24 protein-coding genes are annotated in these 25,902 nt (G+C 62.8%); 17 read left to right on the top strand and 7 right to left on the bottom strand.

Translation table 11 applies throughout. The features are described 5' to 3' along the window. Positions 1-90: 90 nt before the first annotated feature. The 17 genes from trpB to KUV45_RS16535 all read left to right on the top strand — a co-directional run bounded on the left by trpB (position 91) and on the right by KUV45_RS16535 (position 16,229). Positions 91-1,305 (top strand): tryptophan synthase subunit beta, encoded by a 1,215-nt coding sequence (trpB, locus tag KUV45_RS16615; protein WP_222163422.1) that lies wholly within the window; start codon positions 91-93, stop codon positions 1,303-1,305. A gap of 19 nt (positions 1,306-1,324) precedes the next feature. Beyond that, positions 1,325-2,128 carry a tryptophan synthase subunit alpha gene (gene trpA, locus KUV45_RS16610; protein ID WP_206943223.1) on the top strand — a complete coding sequence of 268 codons (804 nt, stop codon included), beginning with the start codon at positions 1,325-1,327 and terminating at the stop codon, positions 2,126-2,128. Positions 2,129-2,201: 73 nt separating this feature from the next. Further along, on the top strand, positions 2,202-3,236 hold the full coding sequence (gene accD / locus KUV45_RS16605) for an acetyl-CoA carboxylase, carboxyltransferase subunit beta (RefSeq protein ID WP_224852069.1): 1,035 nt from the start codon (positions 2,202-2,204) through the stop codon (positions 3,234-3,236). Between the two features lie 3 nt (positions 3,237-3,239). Beyond that, positions 3,240-4,658, top strand: coding sequence for a folylpolyglutamate synthase/dihydrofolate synthase family protein (locus tag KUV45_RS16600; protein ID WP_222163421.1), 1,419 nt, complete (start codon positions 3,240-3,242; stop codon positions 4,656-4,658). Beyond that, complete coding sequence (locus tag KUV45_RS16595; RefSeq protein ID WP_222163419.1) at positions 4,655-5,350, top strand: SPOR domain-containing protein; 696 nt, start codon at positions 4,655-4,657, stop codon at positions 5,348-5,350. Before KUV45_RS16600 ends, KUV45_RS16595 begins: the two co-directional genes overlap by 4 nt. Further along, the gene (locus KUV45_RS16590; RefSeq protein ID WP_222163417.1) at positions 5,350-6,012 is read left to right on the top strand and encodes a CvpA family protein; all 663 of its coding nucleotides are present in this window, start codon (positions 5,350-5,352) and stop codon (positions 6,010-6,012) included. The genes KUV45_RS16595 and KUV45_RS16590 overlap by 1 nt, the downstream gene beginning before the upstream one ends. A gap of 70 nt (positions 6,013-6,082) precedes the next feature. Then, on the top strand, positions 6,083-7,600 hold the full coding sequence (gene purF / locus KUV45_RS16585; protein ID WP_206943213.1) for an amidophosphoribosyltransferase: 1,518 nt from the start codon (positions 6,083-6,085) through the stop codon (positions 7,598-7,600). A 78-nt stretch (positions 7,601-7,678) separates the two neighbouring features. Continuing rightward, entirely contained in the window at positions 7,679-8,869 is a 1,191-nt protein-coding gene (locus tag KUV45_RS16580) for an O-succinylhomoserine sulfhydrylase (RefSeq protein ID WP_222163415.1), read from the top strand. Positions 8,870-9,334: 465 nt separating this feature from the next. Further along, entirely contained in the window at positions 9,335-9,916 is a 582-nt protein-coding gene (locus KUV45_RS16575) for a cytochrome b (RefSeq protein WP_222163414.1), read from the top strand. A 49-nt stretch (positions 9,917-9,965) separates the two neighbouring features. After that, positions 9,966-10,547, top strand: a complete 582-nt coding sequence (locus KUV45_RS16570) for a YceI family protein (protein WP_222163413.1) — start codon at positions 9,966-9,968, stop codon at positions 10,545-10,547. 187 nt (positions 10,548-10,734) lie between these two features. Then, positions 10,735-12,021, top strand: coding sequence for an MATE family efflux transporter (locus KUV45_RS16565; RefSeq protein WP_222163696.1), 1,287 nt, complete (start codon positions 10,735-10,737; stop codon positions 12,019-12,021). Positions 12,022-12,261: 240 nt separating this feature from the next. Beyond that, a complete protein-coding gene (locus tag KUV45_RS16560; protein WP_222163411.1) occupies positions 12,262-13,521 on the top strand; it encodes a D-amino acid dehydrogenase in 1,260 nt (419 codons plus the stop codon). Between the two features lie 569 nt (positions 13,522-14,090). Further along, entirely contained in the window at positions 14,091-14,468 is a 378-nt protein-coding gene (locus KUV45_RS16555; protein WP_222163410.1) for an SH3 domain-containing protein, read from the top strand. After that, on the top strand, positions 14,465-14,869 hold the full coding sequence (locus KUV45_RS16550; RefSeq protein WP_222163409.1) for a hypothetical protein: 405 nt from the start codon (positions 14,465-14,467) through the stop codon (positions 14,867-14,869). The genes KUV45_RS16555 and KUV45_RS16550 overlap by 4 nt, the downstream gene beginning before the upstream one ends. Positions 14,870-15,029: 160 nt before the next feature. After that, on the top strand, positions 15,030-15,371 hold the full coding sequence (locus tag KUV45_RS16545; protein WP_222163407.1) for a hypothetical protein: 342 nt from the start codon (positions 15,030-15,032) through the stop codon (positions 15,369-15,371). A 4-nt stretch (positions 15,372-15,375) separates the two neighbouring features. Then, complete coding sequence (locus KUV45_RS16540) at positions 15,376-15,894, top strand: GNAT family N-acetyltransferase (RefSeq protein WP_222163406.1); 519 nt, start codon at positions 15,376-15,378, stop codon at positions 15,892-15,894. Next, positions 15,891-16,229 (top strand): antibiotic biosynthesis monooxygenase, encoded by a 339-nt coding sequence (locus KUV45_RS16535; protein WP_222163402.1) that lies wholly within the window; start codon positions 15,891-15,893, stop codon positions 16,227-16,229. Before KUV45_RS16540 ends, KUV45_RS16535 begins: the two co-directional genes overlap by 4 nt. A gap of 104 nt (positions 16,230-16,333) precedes the next feature. Here KUV45_RS16535 and glp read toward each other — a convergent pair whose 3' ends face one another. From glp to KUV45_RS16500, 7 genes are all read right to left on the bottom strand, one after another. Continuing rightward, on the bottom strand, positions 16,334-17,596 hold the full coding sequence (glp, locus tag KUV45_RS16530) for a gephyrin-like molybdotransferase Glp (protein ID WP_222163400.1): 1,263 nt from the start codon (positions 17,594-17,596) through the stop codon (positions 16,334-16,336). A gap of 1 nt (position 17,597) precedes the next feature. Next, complete coding sequence (gene moaB / locus KUV45_RS16525; protein WP_222163398.1) at positions 17,598-18,179, bottom strand: molybdenum cofactor biosynthesis protein B; 582 nt, start codon at positions 18,177-18,179, stop codon at positions 17,598-17,600. 126 nt (positions 18,180-18,305) lie between these two features. After that, positions 18,306-19,121, bottom strand: coding sequence for a peptidylprolyl isomerase (locus KUV45_RS16520; protein WP_222163397.1), 816 nt, complete (start codon positions 19,119-19,121; stop codon positions 18,306-18,308). A gap of 11 nt (positions 19,122-19,132) precedes the next feature. Beyond that, a complete protein-coding gene (gene narI, locus KUV45_RS16515; protein ID WP_222163396.1) occupies positions 19,133-19,810 on the bottom strand; it encodes a respiratory nitrate reductase subunit gamma in 678 nt (225 codons plus the stop codon). After that, positions 19,807-20,577 carry a nitrate reductase molybdenum cofactor assembly chaperone gene (gene narJ, locus KUV45_RS16510; RefSeq protein WP_222163394.1) on the bottom strand — a complete coding sequence of 257 codons (771 nt, stop codon included), beginning with the start codon at positions 20,575-20,577 and terminating at the stop codon, positions 19,807-19,809. Before narJ ends, narI begins: the two co-directional genes overlap by 4 nt. Next, positions 20,570-22,126: a nitrate reductase subunit beta gene (gene narH, locus KUV45_RS16505; RefSeq protein WP_222163392.1), complete on the bottom strand. Its 1,557-nt coding sequence runs from the start codon at positions 22,124-22,126 to the stop codon at positions 20,570-20,572. Before narH ends, narJ begins: the two co-directional genes overlap by 8 nt. Beyond that, on the bottom strand, positions 22,123-25,890 hold the full coding sequence (locus tag KUV45_RS16500) for a nitrate reductase subunit alpha (protein WP_222163390.1): 3,768 nt from the start codon (positions 25,888-25,890) through the stop codon (positions 22,123-22,125). The genes narH and KUV45_RS16500 overlap by 4 nt, the downstream gene beginning before the upstream one ends. Positions 25,891-25,902: the final 12 nt, after the last annotated feature.

The raw sequence follows: 25,902 nt of genomic DNA, 5'->3' as shown, positions 1-25,902 counted from the left end.
CTTGGGGGCAACAGTCGTCGCCGAAGGGGCGGGGGTGTTGCTACATGCCAAAGACGCAGAGCCCAATAGACAACTCTGAAGGAGTCCGACATGAGCAAGTTCAGTGAGCTGTCCCGCTGGCCAGATGCCAGGGGCCATTACGGGGCCTACGGCGGGCGTTTCGTATCCGAGACCTTGAGCTTCGCCCTGGATGAGCTGGACCGCACCTATCAGAGCCTCAAGAACGACCCTGATTTTCAGGCTGAATTCGATCATGACCTCGCCCATTACGTGGGCCGGCCGTCGCCGCTGTATCACGCTCGTCGCTGGTCGCAGCAACTGGGTGGCGCACAGATCTGGTTGAAGCGTGAAGACTTGAACCACACCGGCGCCCATAAGGTGAACAACACCATCGGCCAGGCGCTGCTGGCCAAGAAGAGCGGCAAGCCAAGGGTGATTGCCGAGACCGGAGCAGGCCAGCATGGCGTGGCGACCGCTACCGTGGCGGCGCGGCTTGGGCTGCGCTGTGATGTCTATATGGGTGAGGCTGATACGGAGCGGCAAAAGCTCAACGTCTATCGCATGCGTCTGCTGGGGGCCAACGTGATCCCGGTGACGTCGGGCACGCGGACGCTCAAGGACGCCATGAACGAAGCGTTGAGAGACTGGGTCACCAACGTCGATGATACCTTCTACATCATCGGCACCGTGGCAGGCCCTCACCCTTATCCGCAGCTGGTGCGCGACTTCAACGCCGTGGTCGGACGGGAAGCCAGGCAGCAGTCGCTGGACGAATTTGGTCGTCTGCCCGACGCCCTGGTGGCCTGTGTAGGCGGTGGCTCCAATGCGATGGGCCTGTTTTATCCCTTCGTCGAGGATGATGGCGTGCAGATGTACGGCGTCGAGGCGGGTGGCGATGGCCTGGACAGCGGCCGTCATGCGGCGCCCCTGGCATCCGGCGCACCTCGCGGCGTACTCCACGGTAATCGTACCTACCTGATGTCCGATGAAGGAGGCCAGGTCAGCGACACGCATTCGATTTCGGCCGGGCTGGATTACCCCGGTGTCGGTCCCGAGCACGCGCTGTGGAAGGACGTGGGCAGGGTTAACTATGTGGCCGCCAATGACGACGCGGTGCTCGAGGCCTTTCGTGAACTGACCCATGTGGAAGGCATCATGCCAGCGCTGGAATCGGCCCACGCCCTGGCCCATGCCAAGGTGTTGGCGCGGACCATGTCACCCGACCAGAATATTGTGGTCAACCTGTCCGGACGCGGTGACAAGGACATCCTCACTGTCGCCAAGATCGACGGTATCGACCTTTAAGGAAGCACAAGGGGATCCCATGTCTCGAATCGAACAGCGGTTTCGTTCTCTCGCCGAGCAGGGCCGCAAGGCGCTGGTGCCCTATATTACCGGGGGCGACCCGGTGCCTGGCGTGACCGTGGACTATATGCACGCACTGGTTGAGTCGGGCGCCGATGTCATTGAGCTCGGCGTCCCATTCAGCGACCCCATGGCCGATGGTCCGGTGATTCAGAAGGCCTGTGAGCGGGCGTTGAAGCATGGTACCCGCCTGGTGGACCTGCTGGAGATGGTCGCTACCTTCCGCCAGCGTGACCAGGAGACGCCGGTGGTATTGATGGGCTATCTCAATCCTATCGAGCGCCTCGGGATCGAGCGCTTCGCACGGGAGGCACGTGCCGCCGGTGTCGATGGCGTGCTGGTGGTCGACATGCCCCCGGAAGAGGCAGACGAGCTTGGCCCGCTGCTGGAAGCTGAGGATTTGTCGCCAATCTTTCTCGTCGCCCCTACCACTTCACCTGAGCGTGCCGCTACAATATGCGCCCACGCGCATGGGTATCTCTACTATGTGTCGCTTAAGGGAGTGACTGGTTCGGCGCGACTCAATGCTGACGACGTAGCGGCGCATCTGGCGCCCCTGCGGCAGCTGACCGATCTGCCGCTGTGCGTCGGCTTCGGCATTCGGGATGGGGCCTCTGCAGCAGAGGTGGCCAAGGTCGCCGATGGTGTGATCGTCGGCAGCGCCCTGGTATCGCGCATTGCTGAACACTGTGACGCTCCTCATGACGCCATCGCCGAGATTAAGGCGGTGATGACAGAGATACGCCATGCCCTGGACGCCTGACAGGCATCCAGGGTAGAGATTCGACCCTGTCGTCGGCCATGGCCGGCGGCCGTTGCAACGGAAGACTTCTGACATGAGCTGGCTAGACAAGATTGTGCCCTCGGTGGGCCGCATTCAGCGCAAGGATCGTCGGGCGAGCGTGCCGGATGGCTTGTGGCGCAAGTGCCCCAAGTGCGAGTCGGTACTGTACTTGCCCGAACTCGAAAAGCATCACAATGTGTGCCCGAAGTGTGACCATCATCTGCGCCTGACGGCACGCAAGCGCCTGGACTGGTTCCTCGACAAGGAAGGTCGCGAAGAGATTGCCGCTGACCTGGAGCCGGTAGATCGTCTCAAGTTTCGTGACTCCAAGAAGTACAAGGACCGGCTGGCGGCGGCCCAGAAGGATACCGGCGAAAATGACGCCCTGATCGCCATGCGCGGTTCGTTGGATGGCATCCCGGTGGTGGCGGTGGCCTTCGAGTTCACCTTCATGGGCGGGTCCATGGGCGCCGTGGTGGGTGAAAAGTTCGTGCGTGCCGCGACCATTGCCCTGGAGCAGGGCCAGCCGCTGGTATGTTTTTCTGCCTCCGGCGGTGCGCGCATGCAGGAAGCGCTGTTCTCGTTGATGCAGATGGCCAAGACCTCTGCCGCTCTGGAGCGCCTGAAGCAGGCGGGTGTGCCTTACATTTCGGTGCTGACCGATCCGGTCTTCGGCGGCGTGTCTGCCTCCCTGGCCATGCTGGGCGACCTGAACGTGGCCGAGCCGAACGCGCTGATCGGCTTTGCCGGGCCCCGCGTTATCGAACAGACCGTGCGCGAAAAGCTGCCTGAAGGCTTCCAGCGCAGCGAGTTTCTGCTCGAGCACGGCACCGTCGACATGATTATCCATCGCCATGACATGCGGGCCCGTATCGGTGGAGTACTACGCAAGCTGACCCATCAACCGGCGGCAGGCTTGCCGGATGAGGATGCGCCCGACCTGGTGGATGCCGCCGAGGCAGCCGAGCGCAACCTGGCCATGGCCGACGCGCCACAGCCAGAGGCTCTGCGTGCAGTGGACGATGAGGATGTCGGGTCTGCGTCGGAGGACAGCCACGCTGACCGTCCCCAGGACGCTCCGCGCTGATTCATGGACGAGCACGCCCTTCCCACCACTCTGGACGCTTGGCTGGCTCGGCTGGAAGCTGCCCACCCTGTGGGCATCGACCTCGGTCTCGAGCGCGTTGCCGCGGTCGCCGGCAGGCTTGGGCTGACCGCTGAGCCCATCGCCGAGGCTGTGATTACAGTGGCCGGCACCAACGGCAAGGGGTCCACCGTGGCCATGCTGGAAGCCTTGGGGCGGGCCCACGGGATGACGACGGCGGCGTACACCTCGCCGCATCTGGTGCGGTACAACGAGCGCCTGCGCCTCGACGGGCGTGAGGCCAGCGATGCGGTGTTGATGGAGGGTTTTGCTCGGGTTGAGCAGGCCCGTCTGTCGCCAACGCCGGTCAGCCTCACCTATTTTGAAGTGGGAACCCTGGCGGCGCTGTGGACCATCGCCCAAGCCAAGCCTCAGCTGGCCGTTCTTGAGGTGGGTCTGGGAGGGCGGCTGGATGCCGTCAATGTGGTCGACCCGGATGTGGCCGTGGTCACTACCGTGGCCCAGGACCATGCGGCGTTTCTCGGCAACGATATCACCGTGATTGGCCGCGAGAAGGCCGGCATCATGCGTTCCGGCAAGCCCGCCGTGCTCGGTAGTACCGCTCTACCCGACAGCGTGCCGGGGCATGCTGCCCGCATTGGTGCGACAGTCTTCGCCCTTGGCCAGGCGTTCCAACACGCCTCGTATCCGTCGACTCCCCAGTCGCCCTCTGGTTCAGTCACCCAGCAGGACAGCGGTGCCAGCTGGTCCTGGCAGGGCACTGCGTTGGACGGCGCGACGGTTCGCGTGGGAAATCTACCCGACCCGGGCTTGCCGCGGGATAATGCCGCCAGTGCGCTACAGGCGCTGTGGCTGGCCCGGGGCAGTCTGGAGGCATCGGCCTGCCAAGCCGCGTTTGCCCAGGTATCGCTACCGGGGCGCATGCAGTGGCAGGGTCGCTGGTGCCTGGATGTCGGCCACAACCCTCATGCCGCCGCCTACCTGGCCACTCGTCTCCACAGCCGTCGACACGCCTTAGGGGGTGACGAGCCAAGCGGGCGCCTGTGGTGCCTGATCGGTATGCTGGAGGACAAGGATGCCGATGGCGTCCTGGCTGAGCTGGCGCCGGTGGTCGACGGTTGGGTCCCGGTGACTCTCGAGGGGGCGCGAGGTCGCCCCAGCCAGGACCTGGCCGCGCGCATTGAACAGCTGGGAGGCGTCGTGATGCACCAGGCTGACACGCCTGACGCAGGGGCGGACTGGCTTGAATCGCGCTTCGGCGAAGCGGATGACGTTCTGGTCACCGGTTCCTTCTTCACCGTTGCTGCCATACTGGCGAGGTGGGAACGTCAGAGGGAATGTCAGGGGGAGCGTCAGAGCGACCGACAGACCGGAACCGGCAATGCCTGCGAGGGAGCGACATGAAATACGGAATGCGCGAGCGCGTTAGCGGAATCATCATCGTGGTGGCCTTGGGTGTCATCTTTATTCCCCTGTTGTTCGATGAGCCGGAGTCAGAGCAGCAGCGGCCCGAGCCGGTGCTGACCATCGACCCTCCAGTGGACGTAGAGCGCCGTGATGTGGCGGACCCCACGCCGCCCAGCACGCTGGGGGCCAACGAGTCAGCCTCATCGGGTGAGCAGCAGAACAGCGCCAATGCGTCCACCCAGTCACAGGTTGACCCGGGGCCCGCAGAGCAGGTGACTGCCGGCACCAACGCCGACGCCGATCGCCAGAATGGGGCAGGCCAGGGCGCTTCGTCCTCTGCTTCCACGTCGTCTTCCTCCACCGACTCGCCGCGTCAGGAACCTGCTGAAGACCCCATCGCTGCCTTGGCGCGCCAGGCGGATCAGCGAGAGGGTCGCGCCGCCACGTCCGCGGTGCAGGGCGGTGAATGGGCCGTTCAGGTGGGCAGTTTCGGTGAGTCCGCCAATGCTGATCGACTGATGAACAAGCTGCGCGATCAAGGTTATCCTGCCTACTCGCGTGCCCGCAGCAACTCGCTGACAACCGTCTACGTGGGGCCTTTTGCGGCCTCGGAAGATGCCGAGGGGGTCATGGGCGAGCTCAAGTCTCGTGAGAACCTTCAGGGCTTGCTGGTCAAGGTGGATAGCTGATGCTTGCGACCTGGGTGGACTGGGTATTTGTGGCGGCACTGGCCTTGGCAGTGGGCGCGGGCTTCGTGCGAGGCTTGGTCAGGGAAGCGCTTGGCCTGGCGAGCTGGATCGTGGCCCTGTTGGCGGCGCGGATGTTTTCCGAGCCCGTTGCCGATCTATTGGGCAAGTGGATAGAGAGCCCGGACGGCCGCCTGATCGTCGCCTTCGTGTTGATCATCATCGTTACCATCCTGGTCGGGGGTATTCTGATCCGCATGGTGCAGGCAGCGGTGGAGTGGGTCGGGGCGGGGTTTCTCAACCGACTCACCGGCGCAGTGTTTGGCGGGGTGAAGGCGACAGCCGTGCTGACCCTTGTGACGCTGCTGATCGGATTTACCCCGCTGGATCAATTGAAGGCCTGGCAAGACGCCAGCGTGCGCCCCCATTTCGAGCAATTGCGTGACTGGGGGCTGGGGCAGCTGAGTGACTTTGACGGGCGCTTGCCGGATTTCCCCGAGTCTCTGCGCGAGCTTCCGCAGCCAGACATGCAGACGCCGTCTCAAGGACAGTTTGAAGGGCACTCTCAAGGACAGTCCCCGGTACCATCTTCGCCGTCTTCGGGCGGTGAGGCAGAAGGACCTGCCATCGACGATGCGAGCAGAGCAAACGGTACGGCGCTCTGACTTCGGCAGTGACAGACGACTCTTGCGCTGGCCTTGCGGCCGGCGTTTCACGGCAAATGAGGTAAGTTGAATGTGCGGTATCGTCGGCCTGATGGCCAAGCAGGCGGTTAACCAGGCAATCTACGACGCTCTGACGGTGCTACAGCATCGCGGTCAGGACGCGGCGGGCATGATGACCTGGAACGAAGGCCGTTTCCTGCTGCGCAAGAGCAATGGTCTGGTTCGTGATGTGTTTCACACTCGCCACATGGCGCGGCTCAAGGGCAATCTGGGTATTGGCCATGTCCGTTACCCTACCGCCGGTTCTTCCAGCGAGGCCGAGTCCCAGCCGTTCTACGTCAACTCTCCTTACGGGCTGGCGCTCGCTCACAACGGTAATCTGACCAACTCCGAGCAGCTCAAGAAAGAGCTGTTCTCGTCGGACCTGCGCCATATCAACACCAGCTCCGATTCCGAGGTTCTGCTCAACGTGTTCGCCCATGAGCTGGGCAAGCAGGGGCCGCACCTGGAACCTGGCGATATCTTTGACGCGGTGCGTCGCGTGCATCGGCGTTGCCGCGGTGGTTATGCCGCGGTGGCGGTCATCAACGGCGTTGGCCTGGTAGCCTTCCGTGATCCTCAAGGTATTCGCCCCGTGGTATTTGGTACCCGTGACCAGGGTGACGGCCAGGAAGTCATGATTGCGTCCGAGTCTGTTGCGTTGGACGTGGGTGGCTTTGAGCTTGAGCGTGACCTGGCGCCGGGCGAGGCCATCTTCGTGGACATGGACGGCAACTATCACACCCAGCTGTGTGCGGACCGTCCGGTGCTGGCGCCTTGTATCTTCGAGCATGTGTATCTGGCTCGCCCCGACTCTCTGCTGGACGGTGCCTACGTCTATGGCACGCGCCTGCAGATGGGCCGTAAGCTGGCCGATCGCATCAAGAGCGAATGGCCAGAGCACGATATCGACGTGGTCATTCCGATTCCCGACACCTCCCGCACCTCGGCGCTGGAGATGGCACAGCATCTGGGCGTGACGTACCGGGAAGGGTTCATGAAGAACCGCTATATCGGTCGTACCTTCATCATGCCGGGGCAGACCCAGCGCAAGAAGTCCGTGCGCCAGAAGCTCAATGCCATCGATGTCGAGTTCAAGGGCAAGAACGTACTGCTGGTCGATGACTCCATCGTGCGCGGGACCACCTGCAAACAGATCATTCAGATGGCCCGCGACGCCGGGGCCAACAAGGTCTACTTTGCCTCTGCCGCACCGCCCGTGCGTTATCCCAACGTGTACGGCATTGATATGCCGGCGGCCAACGAACTGATTGCCCACGGGCGCAGCGAGGCCGAAGTGGGCGAGCTGATCGGTGCCGATCGCATCGTCTACCAGGATCTCGAGGACCTCAAGGCAGCCTGCCGTGAAGTCAATCCTGCTCTGGACGAGTTCGACTGCTCGGTGTTTGATGGCAAATACATTACCGGAGACATCGACGAGGCGTACCTGGCCGAGTTGGAAGCGTCGCGTAATGACGGTGCCAAGCAGGAACAAAGTGCCGGAGATCACGCACTGGTCGGCATGCACAATCAGGACGATATAGACTGATAGCCAGCGCATCGGGCCGGGTCGATTCCTGACCAGGCCCGGTGCCGGGGTCGTCGGCCGTCAGTCAGGGAGAGCAAGATGCAGGATTCGACGCAGGATACGTGGAACATCGACACCCTGGCGATTCGCTCAGGGCACGATCGCACCCACGAGCAGGAGCACGGTGAGCCGATTTTCACCACCTCGAGCTTTGTCTACGGCAGTGCAGCCGAAGCGGCGCGCAAGTTTGGTGGTGAGGAGCCGGGAAATATCTACTCGCGCTTCACCAACCCCACGGTGCGCACCTTCGAGCGCCGCCTGGCCGCGATGGAAGGCGGCGAGCGCTGTGTCGCGACCAGTTCTGGCATGGCAGCCATTCTGTCCACGGCGCTGGCATTGCTGTCCTCAGGCGATGAGATCGTGGCCTCACGCTCCTTGTTCGGGTCGACGGTCAGTCTGTTCGACAAGTATCTGGGCAAGTTCGGCATCAAGACCCGCTACGTCGAGCTGTCGGATCTGGCAGCCTGGGAAGCGGCCATCACGCCGGCGACTCGCCTGCTGTTTGCCGAGACTCCGTCAAACCCTCTCTCCGAGGTGGCGGACATTCGTGCACTGGCAGACCTGGCCCATCGTCACGATGCATTGCTGGCCATCGATAACTGCTTCCTGACCCCTGCGCTGCAGCGTCCACTCGCACTAGGTGCGGATTTGGTAGTGCATTCTGCTACCAAGTACCTGGACGGCCAGGGGCGAGCGATTGGTGGGGCTGTGGTGGGCCGTGACAAGGAGCTCGAGGAAGTCTTTGGCGTGGTCAGGACCTGTGGGCCGTGCCTTAGCCCCTTTAATGCCTGGATCTTTACCAAGGGTCTTGAGACCTTGAGTCTTCGCATGCAGGCCCACGCCGCCTCTGCGCTGGCGTTGGCACAGTGGCTCGAAGCCCACCCTGCAGTGGAGCGCGTGCACTACAGTGGATTGGAAAGCCATCCCCAGCATGAGGTCGCGCGTGAGCAGCAGCAGGGCTTTGGCGCGGTGCTTGGGGTCGAGGTGAAAGGGGGCCGCGAGCAGGCTTGGTCAGTGATCGATGCGACCCGCATGCTATCGATCACCGGCAACCTTGGCGATGCCAAGACCACCATCACTCACCCGGCCACCACCACGCATGGGCGGTTGTCCGATGAGCAGAAAGCCATCGCCGGGATTTCCGAGAATCTGATTCGTATTGCGGTCGGGCTCGAACATCTTGACGATATCAAGGCTGATCTGGCTCGCGGCCTGGACGCGCTTCGCTGATCGTTTTCCCTCTTGCGGGGGCCGCCTGGCCCCCGCAAGAGCAGATCTACTTCCGTCTCATGGACCGCTGATGCTTCCTTCCTGTCTGCGTCACCGTCCGGGTCTTTCCAATGCTATTCGTTGAGCGGTATTCACTGCTCTGCCGTCCTTGTCCAGCCGTACTCTATCTAGCGTCGTTCTATCCAGACGAACCTAATATCGCCGTCTGGCACTCCGTCCTTACCATCTCTGGCTCCAACGTCGGAGCTGGGGCCTGGTCTGACAGCCATCGGGAGAGCCGATGGTGCTCGCAGCGTTTCTGTGTAGCTGTCCGATCTTTGCGCAAGCGATAACGCCGACGCAGCGTGAGGGCTCAGCCCCACGACAGACTCAGTTTTATTGAACCAATCATTCGGAATTTTTCCACGGATTGGCGCCTCAACATGAGTTAAGCTCGATTTCATCGATGAATCAGAGGACGCCGTCATGTGGCGCAATTCACCAAGGGGCTGGGGGCTTCTCGCCATTGTGTTGCACTGGAGCAGTGCAGTAGCCATCGTCGGGCTGTTCGCCCTGGGCTGGTGGATGACGGGGCTCGACTACTACAGTGAGTGGTATCACCTGGCACCTTGGTGGCACCGCGGCATCGGCGTTCTGGTCATGCTGATGATTCTGGGCAGGATAGCCTGGCGCCTGGCACAGCCGACGCCTGCCGCCCACGGGTCGCGGCTGGAACGTCAGGCGGCCTCCTGGGGGCATCTGGCGCTTTATGTACTGATGTTGGCGGTGCTGATCAGCGGGTACTTGATCTCTACCGCGGATGGCAAGGGCATCGAGGTGCTCGGCATGTTCACGCTTCCCGCGGTGATCAGTGACCTGCCTGAGCAGGCGTCACGGGCTGGGGTGGTGCACTGGTACAGCGCTGTGGTGCTGATCATTCTGTCGGCGGGACATGCACTGGCGGCCTTCAAGCACCACTATGTCGACCGTCAGGACACATTGCGGCGTATGCTCGATCCTCGGCTGTCACAGCAAGGACGACATGCGGCCGAATCGAAAGGTCGTTGAACGCGTTACGTCACTCACGCACGACTGACGTCATCACAAGGAGAAAGACATGCTCAAGAAGACCGCTATTGCCGCCCTGGCCGCTGGCTCTCTATTGCCCCTGGCGCAAGCTCAGGCCGCTGATTACGCCATTGATTCGGAGGGGCAGCACGCCTTTATCCAGTTCAAGATCAGCCACCTCGGCTACTCCTACATTCTCGGCAGCTTCGAGTCGTTTGACGGCTCCTTCAGCTACGATAGTGAAGACACTGCCAGCGCCTCGGCACAGCTCGAGGTCGACGTGACCAGCCTGACGACCAATCACGCTGAACGCGACAAGCATATCCTGAGCGGCGACTTCCTCAACGCCGACGAGTATCCGACGGCTACTTTCACCTCAACCGGGTTTGAGTCCACCGGCGAGGGAGAAGGCGTGTTGACCGGCGACCTGACCCTGCATGGCGTGACCAATACCATCGAAATGCCGGTGACCTTGCTGGGCGAGGGCGAAGATCCCTGGGGTGGCTACCGCGCAGGTTTCGAGGGCTCGACCGAGCTCGCGCTGGGCGACTACGACATCGACATGAGCAAGTTCCCCGAAGCGATGCGCAGCCTTGAGCTTTACGTGACGTTCGAAGGCATTCGCCAGTAACACGCGGCGTCACGCAGGCTGTACAACGACCCCGGGCCCAGGCCCGGGGTCTGTGGTTGCGGGATAGGGTGAGCGCGCTGCGGCGTTGCTATACCATACGCGGCCAGACCTACCAATCGGAGATACCGTGCACCTAAGTTCCGACTCCAGCGCCTTAGGGCCAACCCTGTGGCGCAAGACCTGGCCGATGGCGATCGGGGTGCTATCGCTGCTCGGCTTTCAACTCGTCGACTCTGCATTTGTGGCGCGCCTGGGGACAGCTCCCCTGGCGGCGCAGTCCTATACCTTTCCCCTGTCGTTTCTGGTGATTGGTGTCCAGGTTGGCATGGGGATCGCCATTGCCGCCCTGATATCGCGCGCGCTGGGGGCGGGCGAGGCGGTGAGAGCACAGCGCCTGGGAAGCCTGTCGCTGATGATGGGTACGCTCGCCATCGGGGCGTTGGCGCTGCTGCTGTGGGTCCTGCAGACCCCGATCTTCAGTGCCCTGGGGGCTGACAGCGATGCGCGAGCGCTGATTCGTGCCTACTGGGCGCCACAGCTGATCGCGGCCTGGCTAGGCGCCCTGGTGTACTTTGGCTATAGCCTGTTTCGTGCCCACGGCAATACCAGCCTGCCTGGCAGCATGATGGTCCTGACCAGCCTGGTGAACCTCGCCCTCGACCCTGTGCTGATCTTTGGTATCGGTGACTGGCAGGGGCTGGGGCTGCCCGGCGCTGCCTGGGCAACGGTACTGGCCTTCGGCAGCGGCCTTGGCGTCTTGGCCTGGCAGCTGAAGGGGCGCGAGTGGCTCGCGTTAAAAGGCCTCGGCGAGGAGTGGCGAAGCTCTGGCAAGGCCTTTGCCAGTGTTGCCTGTCCCGCCATGATCAGCCAGCTAATGCCGCCGCTCGCGGCCATGCTCGCGATTTCGACCGTGTCGGGGCTGGGTGATGCGGCAGTGGCGGCCTGGGGCTTGGCCAGCCGCCTGGAAACCGTGTCGCTGATGGTGGTGCTGGCGCTGACCATGTCGCTGCCACCTTGGCTCGGACGCTGTTATGGGGCGGGGGACTGGTCTCAAGTTCACCGTCTGATGCGGCTGGCATTGAAGGTAGTCGTGGGGTGGCAACTGGCCCTTGGTATCGTCCTGGCGTTGGCCGCGCCATGGTTGGCCGGCATGCTGGCCGGGACGGAGGATGTCAGCCAATCACTGGCGACCTTGATGCATTTCATGCCACCCAGCTACGCCGCCTTGGGAGTCTGCATGCTGGTAGTGTCCGCCGGTAATGCGCTTGGCTGGCCGATGCGGGCGATGCTGCTGTCCGCGGCCAGGCTGTTTGTGTGCTATCTACCCTGTCTGTGGCTCGGGGTGATCCTGATAGGCGGGGTCAGCGGTCTCGGCATGGGAGCCGCGCTGGGTAACCTGCTGGCGGGCCTTGCCGCTTACCTGCTGTTGCGCCGCACCCTGTCGCGACCCAAGCGCTGCGGCACTGCGGTTTGAAGGGGTAGTGGATATTGCTTTTTTTGTGTCGTTAAGCGATTAATGCTTCTACTTAGTGGGTAAAAAACGTTCTCCCATCTCGTGCATAAGGGCAAAAAAAGAATAAAACACTGGTTGAGCCCCTCTATACTCGCGTCATGTCGAGCCGCAGCCCGTAGCTGCGGCTCATTGCATCAACGGCTGGCATGACAGCGCCCCTGACGGGCGTGGCACCAACAATGAGAATAGAGGAGCGGCGACATGAAGGTATTGGTTCTGGGCGCAGGTGTGGTGGGTGTAACAACGGCCTACTATCTGGCACGTCAGGGTCATGAGGTCCGGATCGTGGACCGCCAGCCTTCCGTTGCCATGGAGACCAGCTATGGCAATGCGGGCCAGGTGTCCTTCGGCTTCTCTTCTCCCTGGGCAGCGCCGGGCATTCCACAGAAGGCCGTGAAGTGGATGTTTCAGGAGCACGCTCCGCTCAAGATCCAGCCCAAGATGGACCCGACCATGGGTCGCTTCATGATGCAGATGCTCAGCAACTGCAACCCCGAGCGCTACGCCATCAACAAGGAGCGCATGGTACGCGTCGCCGAACACAGCCGTGCCTGCATCAATGCTCTGCGTGATGAGACTGGCCTTCGCTATGAAGACCGCCAGAAGGGGCTGCTGCAGCTGTTCCGCAGCGAAAAGCAGGTCGAGGCCGTCGGCAAGGACATGAAGGTACTCGAGCAGTGCGGTGTGCGTCATGAGTTGCTGGATGCCAGTCGCATCGCTGACGTCGAGCCGGCGCTGGCGCGGGTGCCCGGCAAGTTCGTGGGTGGTCTTCACCTGCCCGATGACCAGACCGGTGATTGTCACCTGTTCACCAATCGCCTGGCGGACTACTGCCGCGAGAAACTCGGCGTCGAGTTTATGTTCAACACCACCATTGAGCGGCTGACTCGCGTGTCTGGCAAGGTCGAGGCAGTGCACACCAGTGCCGGAGAGTTGACCGCAGATGCCTACGTCATGGCGTTGGGTAGCTACTCGCCGTTCCTGGCGCGGGACTTGGACATCCGCCTGCCCATCTATCCGGTCAAGGGCTACAGCCTGACCTTGCCAGTGCTCGATGATGGCGGTGCGCCCCAGTCCACGGTGATGGATGAGACCTTCAAGGTAGCCATTTCGCGCTTCGACAACCGTATTCGCGTTGGCGGCACCGCGGAGCTTGCCTCCTATGACCTCAGCCTGGCGGAAAAGCGTCGTGCGACGATCTCCATGGTGGTGCGCGACGTGTTCCCGGAAGGTGGTGATCTGGCCAAGGCCGAATTCTGGACGGGACTGCGTCCCATGACCCCGGACTCCACACCGATCATCGGTGCCACCAAGTACGACAACCTGTGGCTCAATACCGGCCACGGCACCCTGGGCTGGACCATGAGTTGCGGCAGCGCTCAGCTGTTGTCTGACCTGATCGACGGTCGTGCACCCGCCATCGACCCCAACGGGCTGGCCGTGTCTCGCTACGCGGCGTGAAGCGACAACCCGCAGAGGAAAGCCAAGGCAAAGCGATAGGGTGAAAACCCAACCGATAGACCGCCAGGGCAGGCTGGTGGCGTAACACGCTACCAGGCACAACGCCAACACCACGACACCCCGACGGGCAACGCCCGCCGGGGTGTCGTCGTTTATGGGGGGAAAAAAGGCCAGGGATTGTTACCCGCTGTCGTCAGGGCAAAGAAGTGGGTCTATGCTGAAAAAGCCAAGTTTACTTAGGGGGAAGAGGCCTTTGGGCGGGTGGTCAATCCGGCGATAACAGCAAGAAGAACTTGGTAGAAAGTTATTTTGAGGCAACCGGTGGGGTGATGATCCTCGGCGCTGGTGTTTGCTTTAGCACGGTGACGATGCTGCCGTTTTCGGCACTGGCACGGTGGGGCGTTTACTGCTGAGCGCGGGTAAGCTGAGGGCGTTGGCCCCTTGGCGATCATCGCCTGCCTGCAATGTTTCTCGAGACAGCCGTGGCAGAGGAGCTGAGGCGCTGAGCAGGAAAGGTGGAAAGGAGCTGAGGTTGAGAGAAGAGAGAAGAGAGAAGAAGAGGAGGGAAGATGACGATGAAGGTGGTCGTGATCTGGGCCCACATCTCTGAATACCCGGACCCCATTACCTTCAAGAGCGGCGATGAGGTGCATCTGGGTGACGAGGATCTGGAATATCCGGGCTGGGTGAGAACCACCACCCGGGACGGCAAGGTCGGTTGGGCGCCTCTTGCCTATCTCGAGGCGACAGACGACCCGCAAAGGGGGATCGCCACACGGGACTATGACGCCACGGAATTGAATACCCAGGTGGGTGAGCGCCTGCACGTGCTGGATCAGCTGATGGGATGGGGCCGTGTCGAGAATGCGTTGGGGCAGGTGGGATGGGTTCCTCTGAGCACGGTGGAGGGCTTGATGGACACTGATAACGCAGGTGCAGGGAAATGACGCCCGTGGTGCAGGAAGAAATCTCCGGTTGTGGCATCGCCGCTTGCGCCACCCTTGCCGGTATCGACTACGCCCAGGCGAAGGTTGAGGCGAACGCGCTGGGGATCTTCGCCGAGGATCCCACGCTGTGGTCCGGCACGGATCATGTTCGGCGCCTGCTTAAGGCATTGGGTGTTGAAGCAGCAGCCGGGGAAGCGGCGTTCAGCGGTTGGGACCAGCTTCCCGACAGGGCCCTGCTGGCGATCAAGTGGCGCCTGGAGAGAGGCACGCCATTCTGGCATTGGGTGGTGTTTTACCGGCGGGACGGGAGTGCTGTCGTGCTGGACTCGAAGAAGTCACTGAAAAACAACGTCCGCAGAGACTTTGGGCGAATAAAGCCAAAGTGGTACATCGAGCTATGAGGCTGTTAGCCAACGCTATCGAACGATGGCGTCGGTACACGACGCTGATGAGCCATGGTGTGATGGTTGGGTGAGTCATAGCAGTGCGAGGGTCAGCGCTATGGGGTAAAGCGCTGCGAGGTAAAGCTCTGCAAGCTAAAGTACCGCGAGGTGACGTCATGTGAAACGGTTTCTCGTTGTTGTTGTGCTGGTTGTCGGGCTTGTCAGTGTGTTTTTTGGCATCGGAAAGAGTATCAACTCGACGACAACGCTGCGTCTTTTCGAGCTCGTCACGCCCTATAAAACACAGACCATCCTCTATCGGCATGTCGATACTCCGGACCTCGTGATCGAATTGCAGATGAAAGATATTGGGGCGAGGGGGTACTTGAGGCGCACCGTGAGAGTGGCGCCAGGTCTGCTCTGGGACAGCGTCGAGGAAGTCGATCTGCAGAGCATCGATAGCAATGAATGGCGTCGCGTCGATGAGTACGTCAATGAGCATGGCTTGAAGGGAGGTTAGCCATATGGACGTTGTCGTCAGGCGGGCAGAGCCCGAAGATGCGGAAGGCCTCAGGAGCCTCTATGAACGAGCCCCTGTCTTTGCCGACACGTTGCAACTGCCATTTCCCAGCACCCGTCTGTGGAAGGAACGCCTGGCGTCGTTCGATGAGCACTTCCACTTCCTTGTGGCGGCGCTCAACGATGAGCTTGTCGGTAGCCTGGGGCTCGAGCAGTGTCGTTCTCCGCGAAGGCGTCACGTGGCGACCTTCGGCATGGGGGTGAGAGATGATGTCCAGGGACAGGGGGTGGGCCGCGCGCTGATGGCCAGCATGCTGGATCTATGCGACAACTGGCTGGCAGTGACACGCATCGAGCTCACGGTCTACGTCGACAATGCGCGAGCGGTTGCGCTGTACCATGGATTCGGCTTTGACATCGAGGGCGAGTCGCGACATTTTGCCTTCAGAAACGGGACCTACGTCAGCGCCTACTCCATGGCCCGAGTGAACGATCAGACAGCCCAAGGAGACCTTCCCCGGTGAGCCTTTTTGCCGCTACCCCCACGCCACCCTACTATGCGGTCATCTTCACGTCCTTACGCACTGCCGGCGATCACGGCTACGCCGACATGGCGGACAAGATGGTCGAACTGGCCGCGCAGCAGCCGGGTTTTCTTGGCATCGAATCGGCCCGTGAGGACGGCGAAAATGGCCTCGGCATCACCGTATCCTACTGGGCCGACCTGGTGTCCATCCGCGCCTGGAAGGCCCAGCTCGACCATCGTCAAGCTCAGACCATGGGGCGCGAGCGCTGGTATGCCAGCTACAGGGTCCGAGTCTCCCTGGTGGAGCGGGAATATGGTTTGTCACACCACTAGGTGCAGGCGCCGACGCAGGCGCTAGCACGCTGTCGGGCGCTGACAGTGAGAGGCCACGGTCCATACTCGGCCCCTGTGCTGGCAGCGTCGCTGCGGTGTCAGCATCAACGGGCAAACTGACTCAGGGGCAGGTAGTCCAGGCGTTGACCGGGCACCACCTGAAGGCCTGGTGGTACCACCAGATAGCCGTCGGCGTGGGCGGCACATTTCAGCATATTGGAGCCTTGGGCGCCGGCGATGCGTGCCACCGGGGCCACATCGCTGTGGTCGAGATATACCCTCAGCAATTGGTGGCGTGCTGGATTGGCGCGGAAGGTAAACCCTGCATGGACGGGAAAGCGGGCGAGGGGCGCCAGGTTGCGCCCTTGCAGCCGCTGCAATAGCGGAAGCCCGAGCAGGTGCCATGACACCAGCGCTGCGGTGGGGTTGCCGGGCAGTCCCAGCAATGGGGTGCCGCTAGCCTGGGATTCGCCGATGTAGCCCAGGGTGAAGGGCTTGCCCGGCTTCATCGCCACGCCACTGAGGCTGATGCCGCCAAGTTGCTCCAGGCAGGGCCTGACATGGTCTTCCTCACCCACGGATACGCCACCGGAGCAGACGATCAGGTCTGCCTGGCGGGAGGCATAGCGCAGGGCGTTCTCGAGGTCCTGACGGGTGTCTTCGATGTTACCAAGATCTACCAGTTCGACATGCTGGTCCTGGGCGAGGGCATGCAGCATCTCGGCATTGGAGTTATAGATCTGCCCGGGCGACAGCGCCTGCCCCGGGTTGACCAGCTCGGTACTGGTGCTGATGATCGCCACACGCAGACGCCGACGGCAGGGCACATCGGTCAAGCCCTGCGCGGCCAGCAAGGCCAGGCGAATGGCGTCCAGACGTTCACCGGCGTCCAGCAGTAGTGCGCCCTCGCGTAGCTCTTCGCCGCGACGGCGAATATGCTGGCCTTGACGCAGGTCCTTGGGAAAGTAGATCTGCCCCTTGTCGTCCAGTCGCACGTGTTCCTGGGGAACCACCGCGTCGGCGCCATGGGGAATCTGAGCCCCGGTAAAAATCCGAGCGCAGCCGCCGAAGGGCAATGGTTCAGGCATGCTTCCAGCGGGCACTCGCAGCAGTACCGGTAGGCCCACATGGTCCTTGAGGTCGGCCAGGCGCAGCGCGTAACCGTCCATGGCGCTGTTATCGACGTTGGGTACGTCCATGCGGGCATGCAGGGACGTTGCCAGCACACGGCCTCGCGCGTGGTGGCTGCGCACGCATTCTGTTCCCGTCACCGGGGTGGCCAGCGCAACGACCTGATCCCGGGCCTGCCACAGGTCGATGAGCGGGCGCGATTCCCTGGAAGTGTCACAGCTACAGGTGTCGCTCATATCAGACCTCCTCCAGACGGTGGTCCATCGCCTGCGAGGACTGGCGGCTGGCGCAGCGCTGCGGGTCGTTGACGACCATGGCCACAAAGTTGCAGGGACGCGTGCGCGCATCGAGCTGGGCCGCCAGTATCTCATCCCAGGCCATGGCGCAGGCCTTGGGGGAACCGGGCATGGCGAAGACCAGGGTACGGTCGATGATGCCGCCGATGGCACGGGACTGTATCGTCGAGGTACCAATACTCCCGAACGAGCGCTGGCGGAACAGCTCGCCGTAGCCTTCGACGACCTTATCGAACAGCACCGTCAGTGCCTCCGGGGTATTGTCCCGTGCGGTAAAGCCGGTGCCGCCGTTGACCAGCACCACCTGGATGTCTTCGCGCAGGACCCAGGCGCTGACCTGGGCGCGGATGCGGTAGATGTCGTCGGGGACCAGCGCCCGCGCGGTAAGGCGATGGCCGTGGTTGGCAAGACGTTCAGCCAGCAAGTCGCCGCTGCCGTCCTCCGCCAGGCCCCGACTATCCGAGACGGTAAGCAGGGCAACATCCAGAGGGATGAAGACGGCGCTCGTTGACGTATGTGACATGCAAGGCCTCCGTGTAGCAAGAAAAGGGTGCGGGTGAGTGTCAGTCGCAGAGCTCGGCGCCAGCCACGGTGATGCTGTCGAGGTTGCGCTGGCGCACGGCTTGGGCCCGGACTCTGTGCATCGAGTTCAGCGCATCAGCGGTCCGTCGGCATCCTCGTCGGCGAGGGTGAAGCCTTCCACGCCAATCTCGCTCTCCAGGGCCAGCAGGTAGTGGCGCAGGGCCACTCGAGTGGCCTGCTCGGTCAGCTCATGCTGAACGCTTTCCTTCACCTCGGCGTAGGGCAGTGGCTGACGATCGAGGCGTGCATCGACCCACACCACATGCCAGCCATAGCGCGAGGGCAGCGCGCGGTCATGCAGTCCCTCCGGCAAGGTCTCCAGGGCGCGATCCAGCTCGCTGACGGTTTGACCTCGCGCCACCCAGCCGAGGCTGCCGCCTTGGTCCTTGGACGGGCATTGAGAATGCCGCTGGGCCAGCTCGGTGAAGCGCTCAGGGCGCTGGCGAAGGGTCTTGATCAGGGTTTCCGCCTGGGCCAGCTGGGCGTCCCTGGCCGCTACGTCATCCGGGGCGGCCGCCAGCAGGATGTGCCTGACCTTGTAGCGAGCGGGCTCGCAGAAGCGCTCAGGGTGAGCGGCGTGGTAGCGCAGGCAGGCGTCGTCATCGGGTGCCGGAATCTGCAATTCCTGCTCCAGCATGACGGCAATGGCGCGCTCGTCGGGTTCATGCAGGGTGCCCGTCTCGATCCCCAGAATCTCGGCGCGCTGTCGCAGCAGGGCCTGGATGACCAGGGCGCGGGCCGCCGCCCTGGCGGCGGCCTCGCGATCCGATGACGGATGAAACTGCATTTCCCCGGCAATATCTGCCTCATCGATGACGGCGCCGCCAACGCGGATGCTCAGGCGAGGTGTGGCCGGCAAGGTTTCCAAGGGAATGGTTTTCATCATCAGGATCCTCAGGCGCGTCGCCGCACGATTTGATAGCGGCGGCCCAGATAGCCAAGCGGGGCGCTCCAGGCGTGCACCAGACGGGTGAACGGGAAGATCAGCACGATGGTCAGTCCCACCAGGATGTGCAGGTGGTAAATGAAGCCAATGCCTTCGAGATGGGAGGCGGCATCCCCTTGGAAGAACACGATGGCCTGGGCCCACTCAGCCAGCTTGATCATCACTCCACCGTCCAGGTGGTGCATGGCGGCAGGGATGGTCAACAGGCCCAGGGTGACCTGGACCACCAGCAGCACGATGATCAGGTTGTCCATGACGCTGGAGGACGCCTTGACCCGGGGATCGGTGAAGCGGCGGTGAAGCAGCATGGCGCCACCGATCAGGCAGGCGATACCGGCAAGGCCCCCCACCAGAATCGCAAACACCTGCTTGGTGCCAGCGCTGATGAAGGGCGCGTAGACCCAGTGTGGTGTCAGCAGGCCGACCAGGTGGCCGAAGAAGATCACCAGGATGCCAACGTGGAACAGCGGGCTGGCCAGGCGCATGCGCTTGGACGATAGCATCTGGCTGGAACCGGTCTTCCAGGTGTACTGACCGTGGTCGAAGCGTAGCAGGCTGCCGATGAGAAAGACGCTGCCCGCCAGGTAAGGGTAGAGGCCGAACAGCAGGGTATGCAGGTAGTTCATGACAGACCTCCAGTGGGTCGAGAGGGCATGGCATCGGGAAGACGAATGGTGTCGGGCTGGACGCTGCCACGACGTTCGGCAAGACGCCTGCCTTCCGCCGAGGTCAGTGCACAGTCCTGATCCGATTCGGCCGAGAAGCGGACGGCTTCTTCTTCCCACACGGCGTCCAGGGCAGCAGGGGTGTTGTCGGGTGACTCCTGTTCGACCGCCTCGCGGTGGGTGTCCACCTGATCCTCGGCGCCGATCATGGCCAGCAGCGTGCGCGTGATGAGCGCCTGATCGCACTGCTTGCTCTCCAGGCGGGCCGTGAGCAGCGCCAGGATATGGCTGACATCGCCGATCCAGCTGGCGATGTCGTTGGCACTACGGGTAGACAGGAATTCCAGCAGCAGCGGCAGGTGGTCGGGTAGCTCGCGGCTGTCCAGGGCAAAGCCAGCCGCCTCGTACTCGCTGAGCAGGTCGACCATGGCCTGGCCGCGGTCCCGGGACTCGCCATGGACATGTTCGAACAGCAACAGCGAGGTAGCGCGGCCGCGGTCGAACTGGGCGACATAGGCCGCCTGGACGTCCAGCAGGCGGGCATCACGCAGGCGATCGCACCAGTCAAGCAAGGCCTGCCGGGGGGCTCCCCCCGGCAGTGGCATGGCGGCAATGGCGGCCTTGACCTCATCGATAGCCGCGATCAGCTCTCGGTCGGGATAGTCGAGCAGCCGGGCCAGGGCACGCAGGCCCTGGGCGAGTGGCCCTTGAGTGGCGGCATCAGTCATGCTCGACCTCCGGATGAGCGGGATCGTACTGCTCAACGTCGACCAGGGTGGTGGTCTGCTTGCGTCCGCCGAACAGACTGACATCGTCGCTTCCGCCCTGGCAGCCATTGCCGAAGGTGAAGCCGCAGCCGCCACGCTCCGGGAAGGCCTCGCGGGCCAGTTCGCGATGGCTGGTCGGGATGACAAAGCGGTCCTCGTAGTTGGCGATGGCCAGGTAGCGATACATCTCCTCGACCTGGGCCACGCTCAGCTCGACTTCGTCCAGTACGTCGAGGCGAGCCTCGCCATCCACGTGCTTGCCACGCATGTATTCGCGCATCGCCATCATCCGCTTGAGCGCTCGCAGCACAGGGGCTTCGTCACCGGCGGTCAGCATGTTGGCCAGGTATTTCACCGGGATGCGCAGGGACTCGACCTTGGGCAGCACGCCATCGCTCTCCACGTGACCGGCATCCACCGCCGACTGGATGGGAGAGAGCGGCGGCACATACCAGACCATCGGCAGGGTGCGGTATTCCGGGTGCAGCGGCAGGGCCAGCTGCCAGTCCATGGCCAGCTTGTAGACTGGGGACTCCTGGGCGGCCTTGATCACGTTGTCGTCGATGCCGTCACGCTTGGCCTGGGCGATGACCTCAGGATCGTGGGGATCGAGGAAGATCTCGCACTGGCGCTGGTAGAGGTCGCGGTCGTCCTTGGAGGCGGCGACGTCTTCGATACGATCGGCGTCGTGCAGCAGCACGCCGAGGTAGCGAATGCGGCCGACACAGGTCTCGGAGCACACCGTCGGCTGGCCGGACTCGATACGCGGGTAGCAGAAGATGCACTTCTCGGACTTGCCGGTCTTCCAGTTGTAGTAGATCTTCTTGTACGGACAGCCGGACACGCACATCCGCCAGCCGCGGCACTTGTCCTGGTCGATCAGGACGATGCCGTCCTCCTCGCGCTTGTAGATGGCACCGCTGGGGCAGCTGGCCACACAGGCAGGGTTCAGACAGTGCTCGCACAGGCGCGGCAGGTACATCATGAAGGTGTTTTCGAACTGACCGTAGATGTCCGCCTGGATCTGATCGAAGTTGACGTCCTTGCGCCGCTTGGCGAACTCAGTGCCAAGAATTTCTTCCCAGTTCGGGCCCCACTCGATCTTTTCCATGCGCTGGCCGGAGACCAGCGAGCGCGGACGGGCCACCGGCTGGTGGCGCCCCCGCTTGGCCTGGTGCAGGTGCTGGTAGTCGAAGGTGAACGGCTCGTAGTAGTCGTCGATCTCCGGCAGGTCCGGGTTGGCAAAGATGTTCGCCAGTACCCGCCACTTGCCGCCGATACGCGGTTCGATGGTGCCGTCCTCGCGCCTAAGCCAACCGCCTTTCCAGCGGGCCTGGTTTTCCCATTCCTTGGGGTAGCCGATGCCCGGCTTGGTCTCGACGTTGTTGAACCAGGCGTATTCCACGCCTTCACGGCTGGTCCACACGTTCTTGCAGGTCACCGAGCAGGTGTGACAGCCGATGCACTTGTCGAGGTTGAGCACCATGCCCACTTGTGAACGGATCTTCATTTCACTGCCTCCTGAACGCTGTCCTGTCCTTCCCCGTCCAACCAGTTGACGTGCTTCATCTTGCGCACCATGACGAACTCATCGCGGTTGGAGCCGACGGTGCCGTAGTAGTTGAAGCCGTAGGCCAGCTGGGCGTATCCGCCGATCATGTGGGTCGGCTTGGGACAGACGCGGGTCACCGAGTTGTGGATGCCTCCGCGGGTGCCGGTCACTTCGGAGCCGGGCACGTTCACGATGCGTTCCTGGGCGTGGTACATCATCGCCATGCCGTTCTTGACCCGCTGGCTGACGACGGCGCGGGCGGCAATGGCGCCGTTGGCGTTGTACAGCTCGATCCAGTCGTTGTCCTCGACGCCAATGGCGCGGGCGTCATCCTCGGACAGCCAGACGATGGGGCCGCCCCGAGACAGGGTCAGCATCAGCAGGTTGTCGGAATAGGTGGAATGGATGCCCCACTTCTGGTGCGGGGTGATCCAGTTCAACGCAATTTCCGGGTTGCCGTTGGGACGCGGCATCGCCATGGCCTTGGTGGCCTTGGTGTCGATGGGCGGACGATAGACCAGCAGGCTTTCACCGAAGTCGCGCATCCAGGCGTGGTCCTGATAGAACTGCTGACGGCCGCTCACGGTACGCCAGGGGATCAACTCGTGGACGTTGGTGTAGCCCGCGTTATAGGAGACATGCTCGTCTTCCAGGCCTGACCAGGTCGGACTGGAGATGATCTTGCGCGGCTGCGCCACCACGTCGCGGAAGCGGATCTTTTCCTCTTCTTTGGGAATCGCCAGATGGGTATGGTCCCGTCCGGTAATGTTCGACAGCGCCTCCCAGGCCTTGACCGCGACCTGGCCATTGGTCTCCGGTGCCAGTGACAGGATCACCTCGGCGGCGTCGATGGCGGTCTCGATGCGCGGCTGCCCCTTGGCCGGGCCGTCCAGCTTGACGTGATTGAGGCCCCGCAGCAGTTCGACCTCCTTCTCGGTATTCCAGCTGATGCCCTTGCCACCGTTGCCGATGCTTTCGAGCAGTGGTCCTACCGAGGTGAAGCGCTCATAGGTCTCAGGGTAATTGCGCTTGACTTCGACCAGGCTCGGCATGGTCTTGCCGGGCACCGGCTCGCACTCGCCGCGCTTCCAGTCGAGCACCTCGGGCTGGGCCAGCTCGCCTGGGCTATCGTGCTGCAGCGGCAGGGTGACCAGGTCGGTCTCCTCGCCCAGGTGGCCGGGGCAGACCTCGGAGAACTTCTTGGCGATGCCCTTGTAGATGTCCCAGTCGCTGCGCGCTTCCCAGGCCGGATCGGTAGCGGCGGTCAGCGGGTGGATGAAGGGGTGCATGTCCGAGGTGTTGAGGTCGTCCTTTTCGTACCAGGTTGCGGTGGGCAGCACCACGTCGGAATACAGACAGGTGGTGGACATACGGAAGTCGAGAGTGGTGAACAGGTCCACCTTGCCCTCGGGCGCCTCGGCGTGCCAGGTGACTTCCTTGGGCATGGCTCCGCCAGTTTCTCCCAGATCCTTGCCCTGCAAGCCGTGACGAGTACCCAGCAGGTACTTGAGCATGTACTCGTGGCCCTTGCCGGAGCTGCCCAGCAGGTTGGAGCGCCACACGAACATGTTACGCGGGAAGTTCTGGGGGTTGTCCGGGTCTTCTGAGGCAAAGTTGAGCCGTCCCGCCTTCAGCTCGTTGACCGTGTAGGCGGCGGTGGACATGCCGGCCTCAAGAGCGGGGCCCGCCAGTCGCAGCGGGTTGATCCCGAGCTGAGGAGCGGAGGGCAGCCAGCCCATGCGCTCGGCGCGCACGTTGAAGTCGATCAGGCTGCCGTCGTACTTGCTGGGGTCGGCCAGCGGTGACAGCAGCTCCTTGACCTCGAGCTTCTCGTAGCGCCACTGGCTCGAGTGGTTGTAGAAGAACGAGGTGCCGTTCATCTGGCGCGGCGGACGCTGCCAGTCCAGACCAAAGGCCAGCGGCAGCCAGCCGGTCTGGGGCCGCAGCTTTTCCTGCCCCACGTAGTGGGACCAGCCACCGCCGGACTGACCGATGCAGCCACACAGCACCAGCATGTTGATCAGCCCACGGTAGTTCATGTCCATGTGGTACCAGTGGTTCATCCCGGCACCGACGATGATCATGGAGCGACCCTGGGTCTTGTCGGCATTGCTGGCGAACTCGCGGGCGATGCGAATGCACTGGCTGGCCGGCACACCGGTGATCTTTTCTTGCCACGCAGGGGTATAGGGACGCAGCTGGTCTAGCGAGGTGGCGCCGTCGTCTTCGCCGTCAGCACCGAGGCCACGGTCGATACCGTAGTTGGCGCACATTAGGTCGAACACGGTGACGGCCAGCACTTCCTTGCCGTCTGCCAGGGCCAGCTTCTTGGCCGGCAGGCAGTGGTGCAGCACCTCGTTGCCTTCGACGTGGTCGAAGTGCTCGTGGGCGATACCGCCGAAGTAGGGGAAGGCCACCTTGGCGACGCTGTCATGGGCATCGGCCAGGGACAGACGCAGGTCGACCTCCTGGCCGTCGGCGTCGAGTGACTCAAGGCTCCACTTGCCTTTTTCCTCGCCGCCATTTTCCCCCCAGCGGAAGCCGATGGAGCCACGGGGCACGACCAGCTGGTCGCGCTTCTCGTCCCAGGCGACGGTCTTCCACTCGGGATTGTTGTCCTGTCCAAGCGAAGCATCGAAGTCAGCCGCCCGTAGCTGCTTGCCGGGCGCGTAGCTGCCGTCTTCCCGGGGCTCCAGCGCCACCAGGAAGGGCATGTCGGTGTAGCGCTTGACGTAGTCGGTGAAATAAGCGCTGGGGGAGTCGAGGTGGAACTCCTTGAGGATGACGTGGCCCATGGCCATGGCCAGAGCAGCGTCGGTACCCTGCTTGGCGGACAGCCATTCGTCGGTGAGCTTCGACACCTCGGCGTAGTCCGGGGTGATGGACACGGTCTTGGTGCCCTTGTAACGCACCTCGGTAAAGAAGTGAGCGTCCGGCGTGCGAGTCTGGGGCACGTTGGAGCCCCAGGCGATGATATAGCCAGAGTTGTACCAGTCAGCGGACTCCGGCACGTCGGTCTGCTCGCCCCAGGTCTGGGGGGAGGCCGGCGGCAGGTCGCAGTACCAGTCATAGAAGGACAGGCAGGCACCACCGATCAGCGATAGATAGCGAGCGCCGGCGGCGTAGGAGACCATCGACATGGCGGGAATCGGTGAAAAACCGATGATGCGGTCGGGACCGTAGGTCTTGGCGGTATAGACGTTGGCCGCAGCAATCAGGGTCTGGGCCTCGTCCCAGTCGGCGCGAACGAAGCCGCCCATGCCACGGGCACGCTTGTACTGGTTGGCCAGCACCGGATCTTCGACGATGGAGGCCCAGGCCTCCACCGGGTCTTCGTGCTTGTCCAGCGCCCGACGCCACAGGCTGACCAGCTCCTGACGGATCAGCGGGTACTTGAGGCGGTTGGCACTGTACAGGTACCAGGAGTAGCTGGCGCCACGCGGGCAGCCACGTGGCTCGTGATTGGGCAGGTCGGCGCGGGTGCGGGGGTAGTCGGTCTGCTGGGTTTCCCAGGTCACCAGGCCATTCTTGACGTAGATCTTCCAGCTGCATGAGCCGGTGCAATTCACCCCGTGGGTGGAGCGCACGATCTTGTCGTGCTGCCAGCGAGCGCGATAGCCATCTTCCCAGTCGCGGGTCTCTTCCCTCGTTTCGCCATGTCCATTGGCGAACTGGGGAGGACGCTTGGTCAGGTATCTCAGCCGATCGAGAAAGTGACTCATGGGGGGTCTCCT

It is taken from the genome of Halomonas sp. DP3Y7-2 (genome assembly GCF_019800795.1).
GTDB lineage: Bacteria > Pseudomonadota > Gammaproteobacteria > Pseudomonadales > Halomonadaceae > Halomonas > Halomonas litopenaei_A.
Note: the sequence above shows the minus strand (reverse complement) of the source record. Positions and strands in the feature narration are given on the sequence as shown.

Excerpts from the sequence above, each read along its gene's own strand:
- KUV45_RS16560 (WP_222163411.1), top strand. The coding sequence starts at position 12,262 with ATGAAGGTATTGGTTCTGGGCGCAGGTGTGGTGGGTGTAACAACGGCC.
- accD (WP_224852069.1), top strand. The coding sequence starts at position 2,202 with ATGAGCTGGCTAGACAAGATTGTGCCCTCGGTGGGCCGCATTCAGCGC.
- purF (WP_206943213.1), top strand. The coding sequence starts at position 6,083 with ATGTGCGGTATCGTCGGCCTGATGGCCAAGCAGGCGGTTAACCAGGCA.
- narJ (WP_222163394.1), bottom strand. The coding sequence starts at position 20,577 with ATGACTGATGCCGCCACTCAAGGGCCACTCGCCCAGGGCCTGCGTGCC.
- moaB (WP_222163398.1), bottom strand. The coding sequence starts at position 18,179 with ATGTCACATACGTCAACGAGCGCCGTCTTCATCCCTCTGGATGTTGCC.
- KUV45_RS16570 (WP_222163413.1), top strand. The coding sequence starts at position 9,966 with ATGCTCAAGAAGACCGCTATTGCCGCCCTGGCCGCTGGCTCTCTATTG.
- KUV45_RS16575 (WP_222163414.1), top strand. The coding sequence starts at position 9,335 with ATGTGGCGCAATTCACCAAGGGGCTGGGGGCTTCTCGCCATTGTGTTG.
- KUV45_RS16590 (WP_222163417.1), top strand. The coding sequence starts at position 5,350 with ATGCTTGCGACCTGGGTGGACTGGGTATTTGTGGCGGCACTGGCCTTG.
- narI (WP_222163396.1), bottom strand. The coding sequence starts at position 19,810 with ATGAACTACCTGCATACCCTGCTGTTCGGCCTCTACCCTTACCTGGCG.
- KUV45_RS16580 (WP_222163415.1), top strand. The coding sequence starts at position 7,679 with ATGCAGGATTCGACGCAGGATACGTGGAACATCGACACCCTGGCGATT.
- KUV45_RS16565 (WP_222163696.1), top strand. The coding sequence starts at position 10,735 with ATGGCGATCGGGGTGCTATCGCTGCTCGGCTTTCAACTCGTCGACTCT.
- KUV45_RS16540 (WP_222163406.1), top strand. The coding sequence starts at position 15,376 with ATGGACGTTGTCGTCAGGCGGGCAGAGCCCGAAGATGCGGAAGGCCTC.
- KUV45_RS16500 (WP_222163390.1), bottom strand. The coding sequence starts at position 25,890 with ATGAGTCACTTTCTCGATCGGCTGAGATACCTGACCAAGCGTCCTCCC.
- narH (WP_222163392.1), bottom strand. The coding sequence starts at position 22,126 with ATGAAGATCCGTTCACAAGTGGGCATGGTGCTCAACCTCGACAAGTGC.
- KUV45_RS16600 (WP_222163421.1), top strand. The coding sequence starts at position 3,240 with ATGGACGAGCACGCCCTTCCCACCACTCTGGACGCTTGGCTGGCTCGG.
- KUV45_RS16595 (WP_222163419.1), top strand. The coding sequence starts at position 4,655 with ATGAAATACGGAATGCGCGAGCGCGTTAGCGGAATCATCATCGTGGTG.
- KUV45_RS16520 (WP_222163397.1), bottom strand. The coding sequence starts at position 19,121 with ATGAAAACCATTCCCTTGGAAACCTTGCCGGCCACACCTCGCCTGAGC.
- trpB (WP_222163422.1), top strand. The coding sequence starts at position 91 with ATGAGCAAGTTCAGTGAGCTGTCCCGCTGGCCAGATGCCAGGGGCCAT.
- glp (WP_222163400.1), bottom strand. The coding sequence starts at position 17,596 with ATGAGCGACACCTGTAGCTGTGACACTTCCAGGGAATCGCGCCCGCTC.
- KUV45_RS16550 (WP_222163409.1), top strand. The coding sequence starts at position 14,465 with ATGACGCCCGTGGTGCAGGAAGAAATCTCCGGTTGTGGCATCGCCGCT.
- KUV45_RS16555 (WP_222163410.1), top strand. The coding sequence starts at position 14,091 with ATGACGATGAAGGTGGTCGTGATCTGGGCCCACATCTCTGAATACCCG.
- trpA (WP_206943223.1), top strand. The coding sequence starts at position 1,325 with ATGTCTCGAATCGAACAGCGGTTTCGTTCTCTCGCCGAGCAGGGCCGC.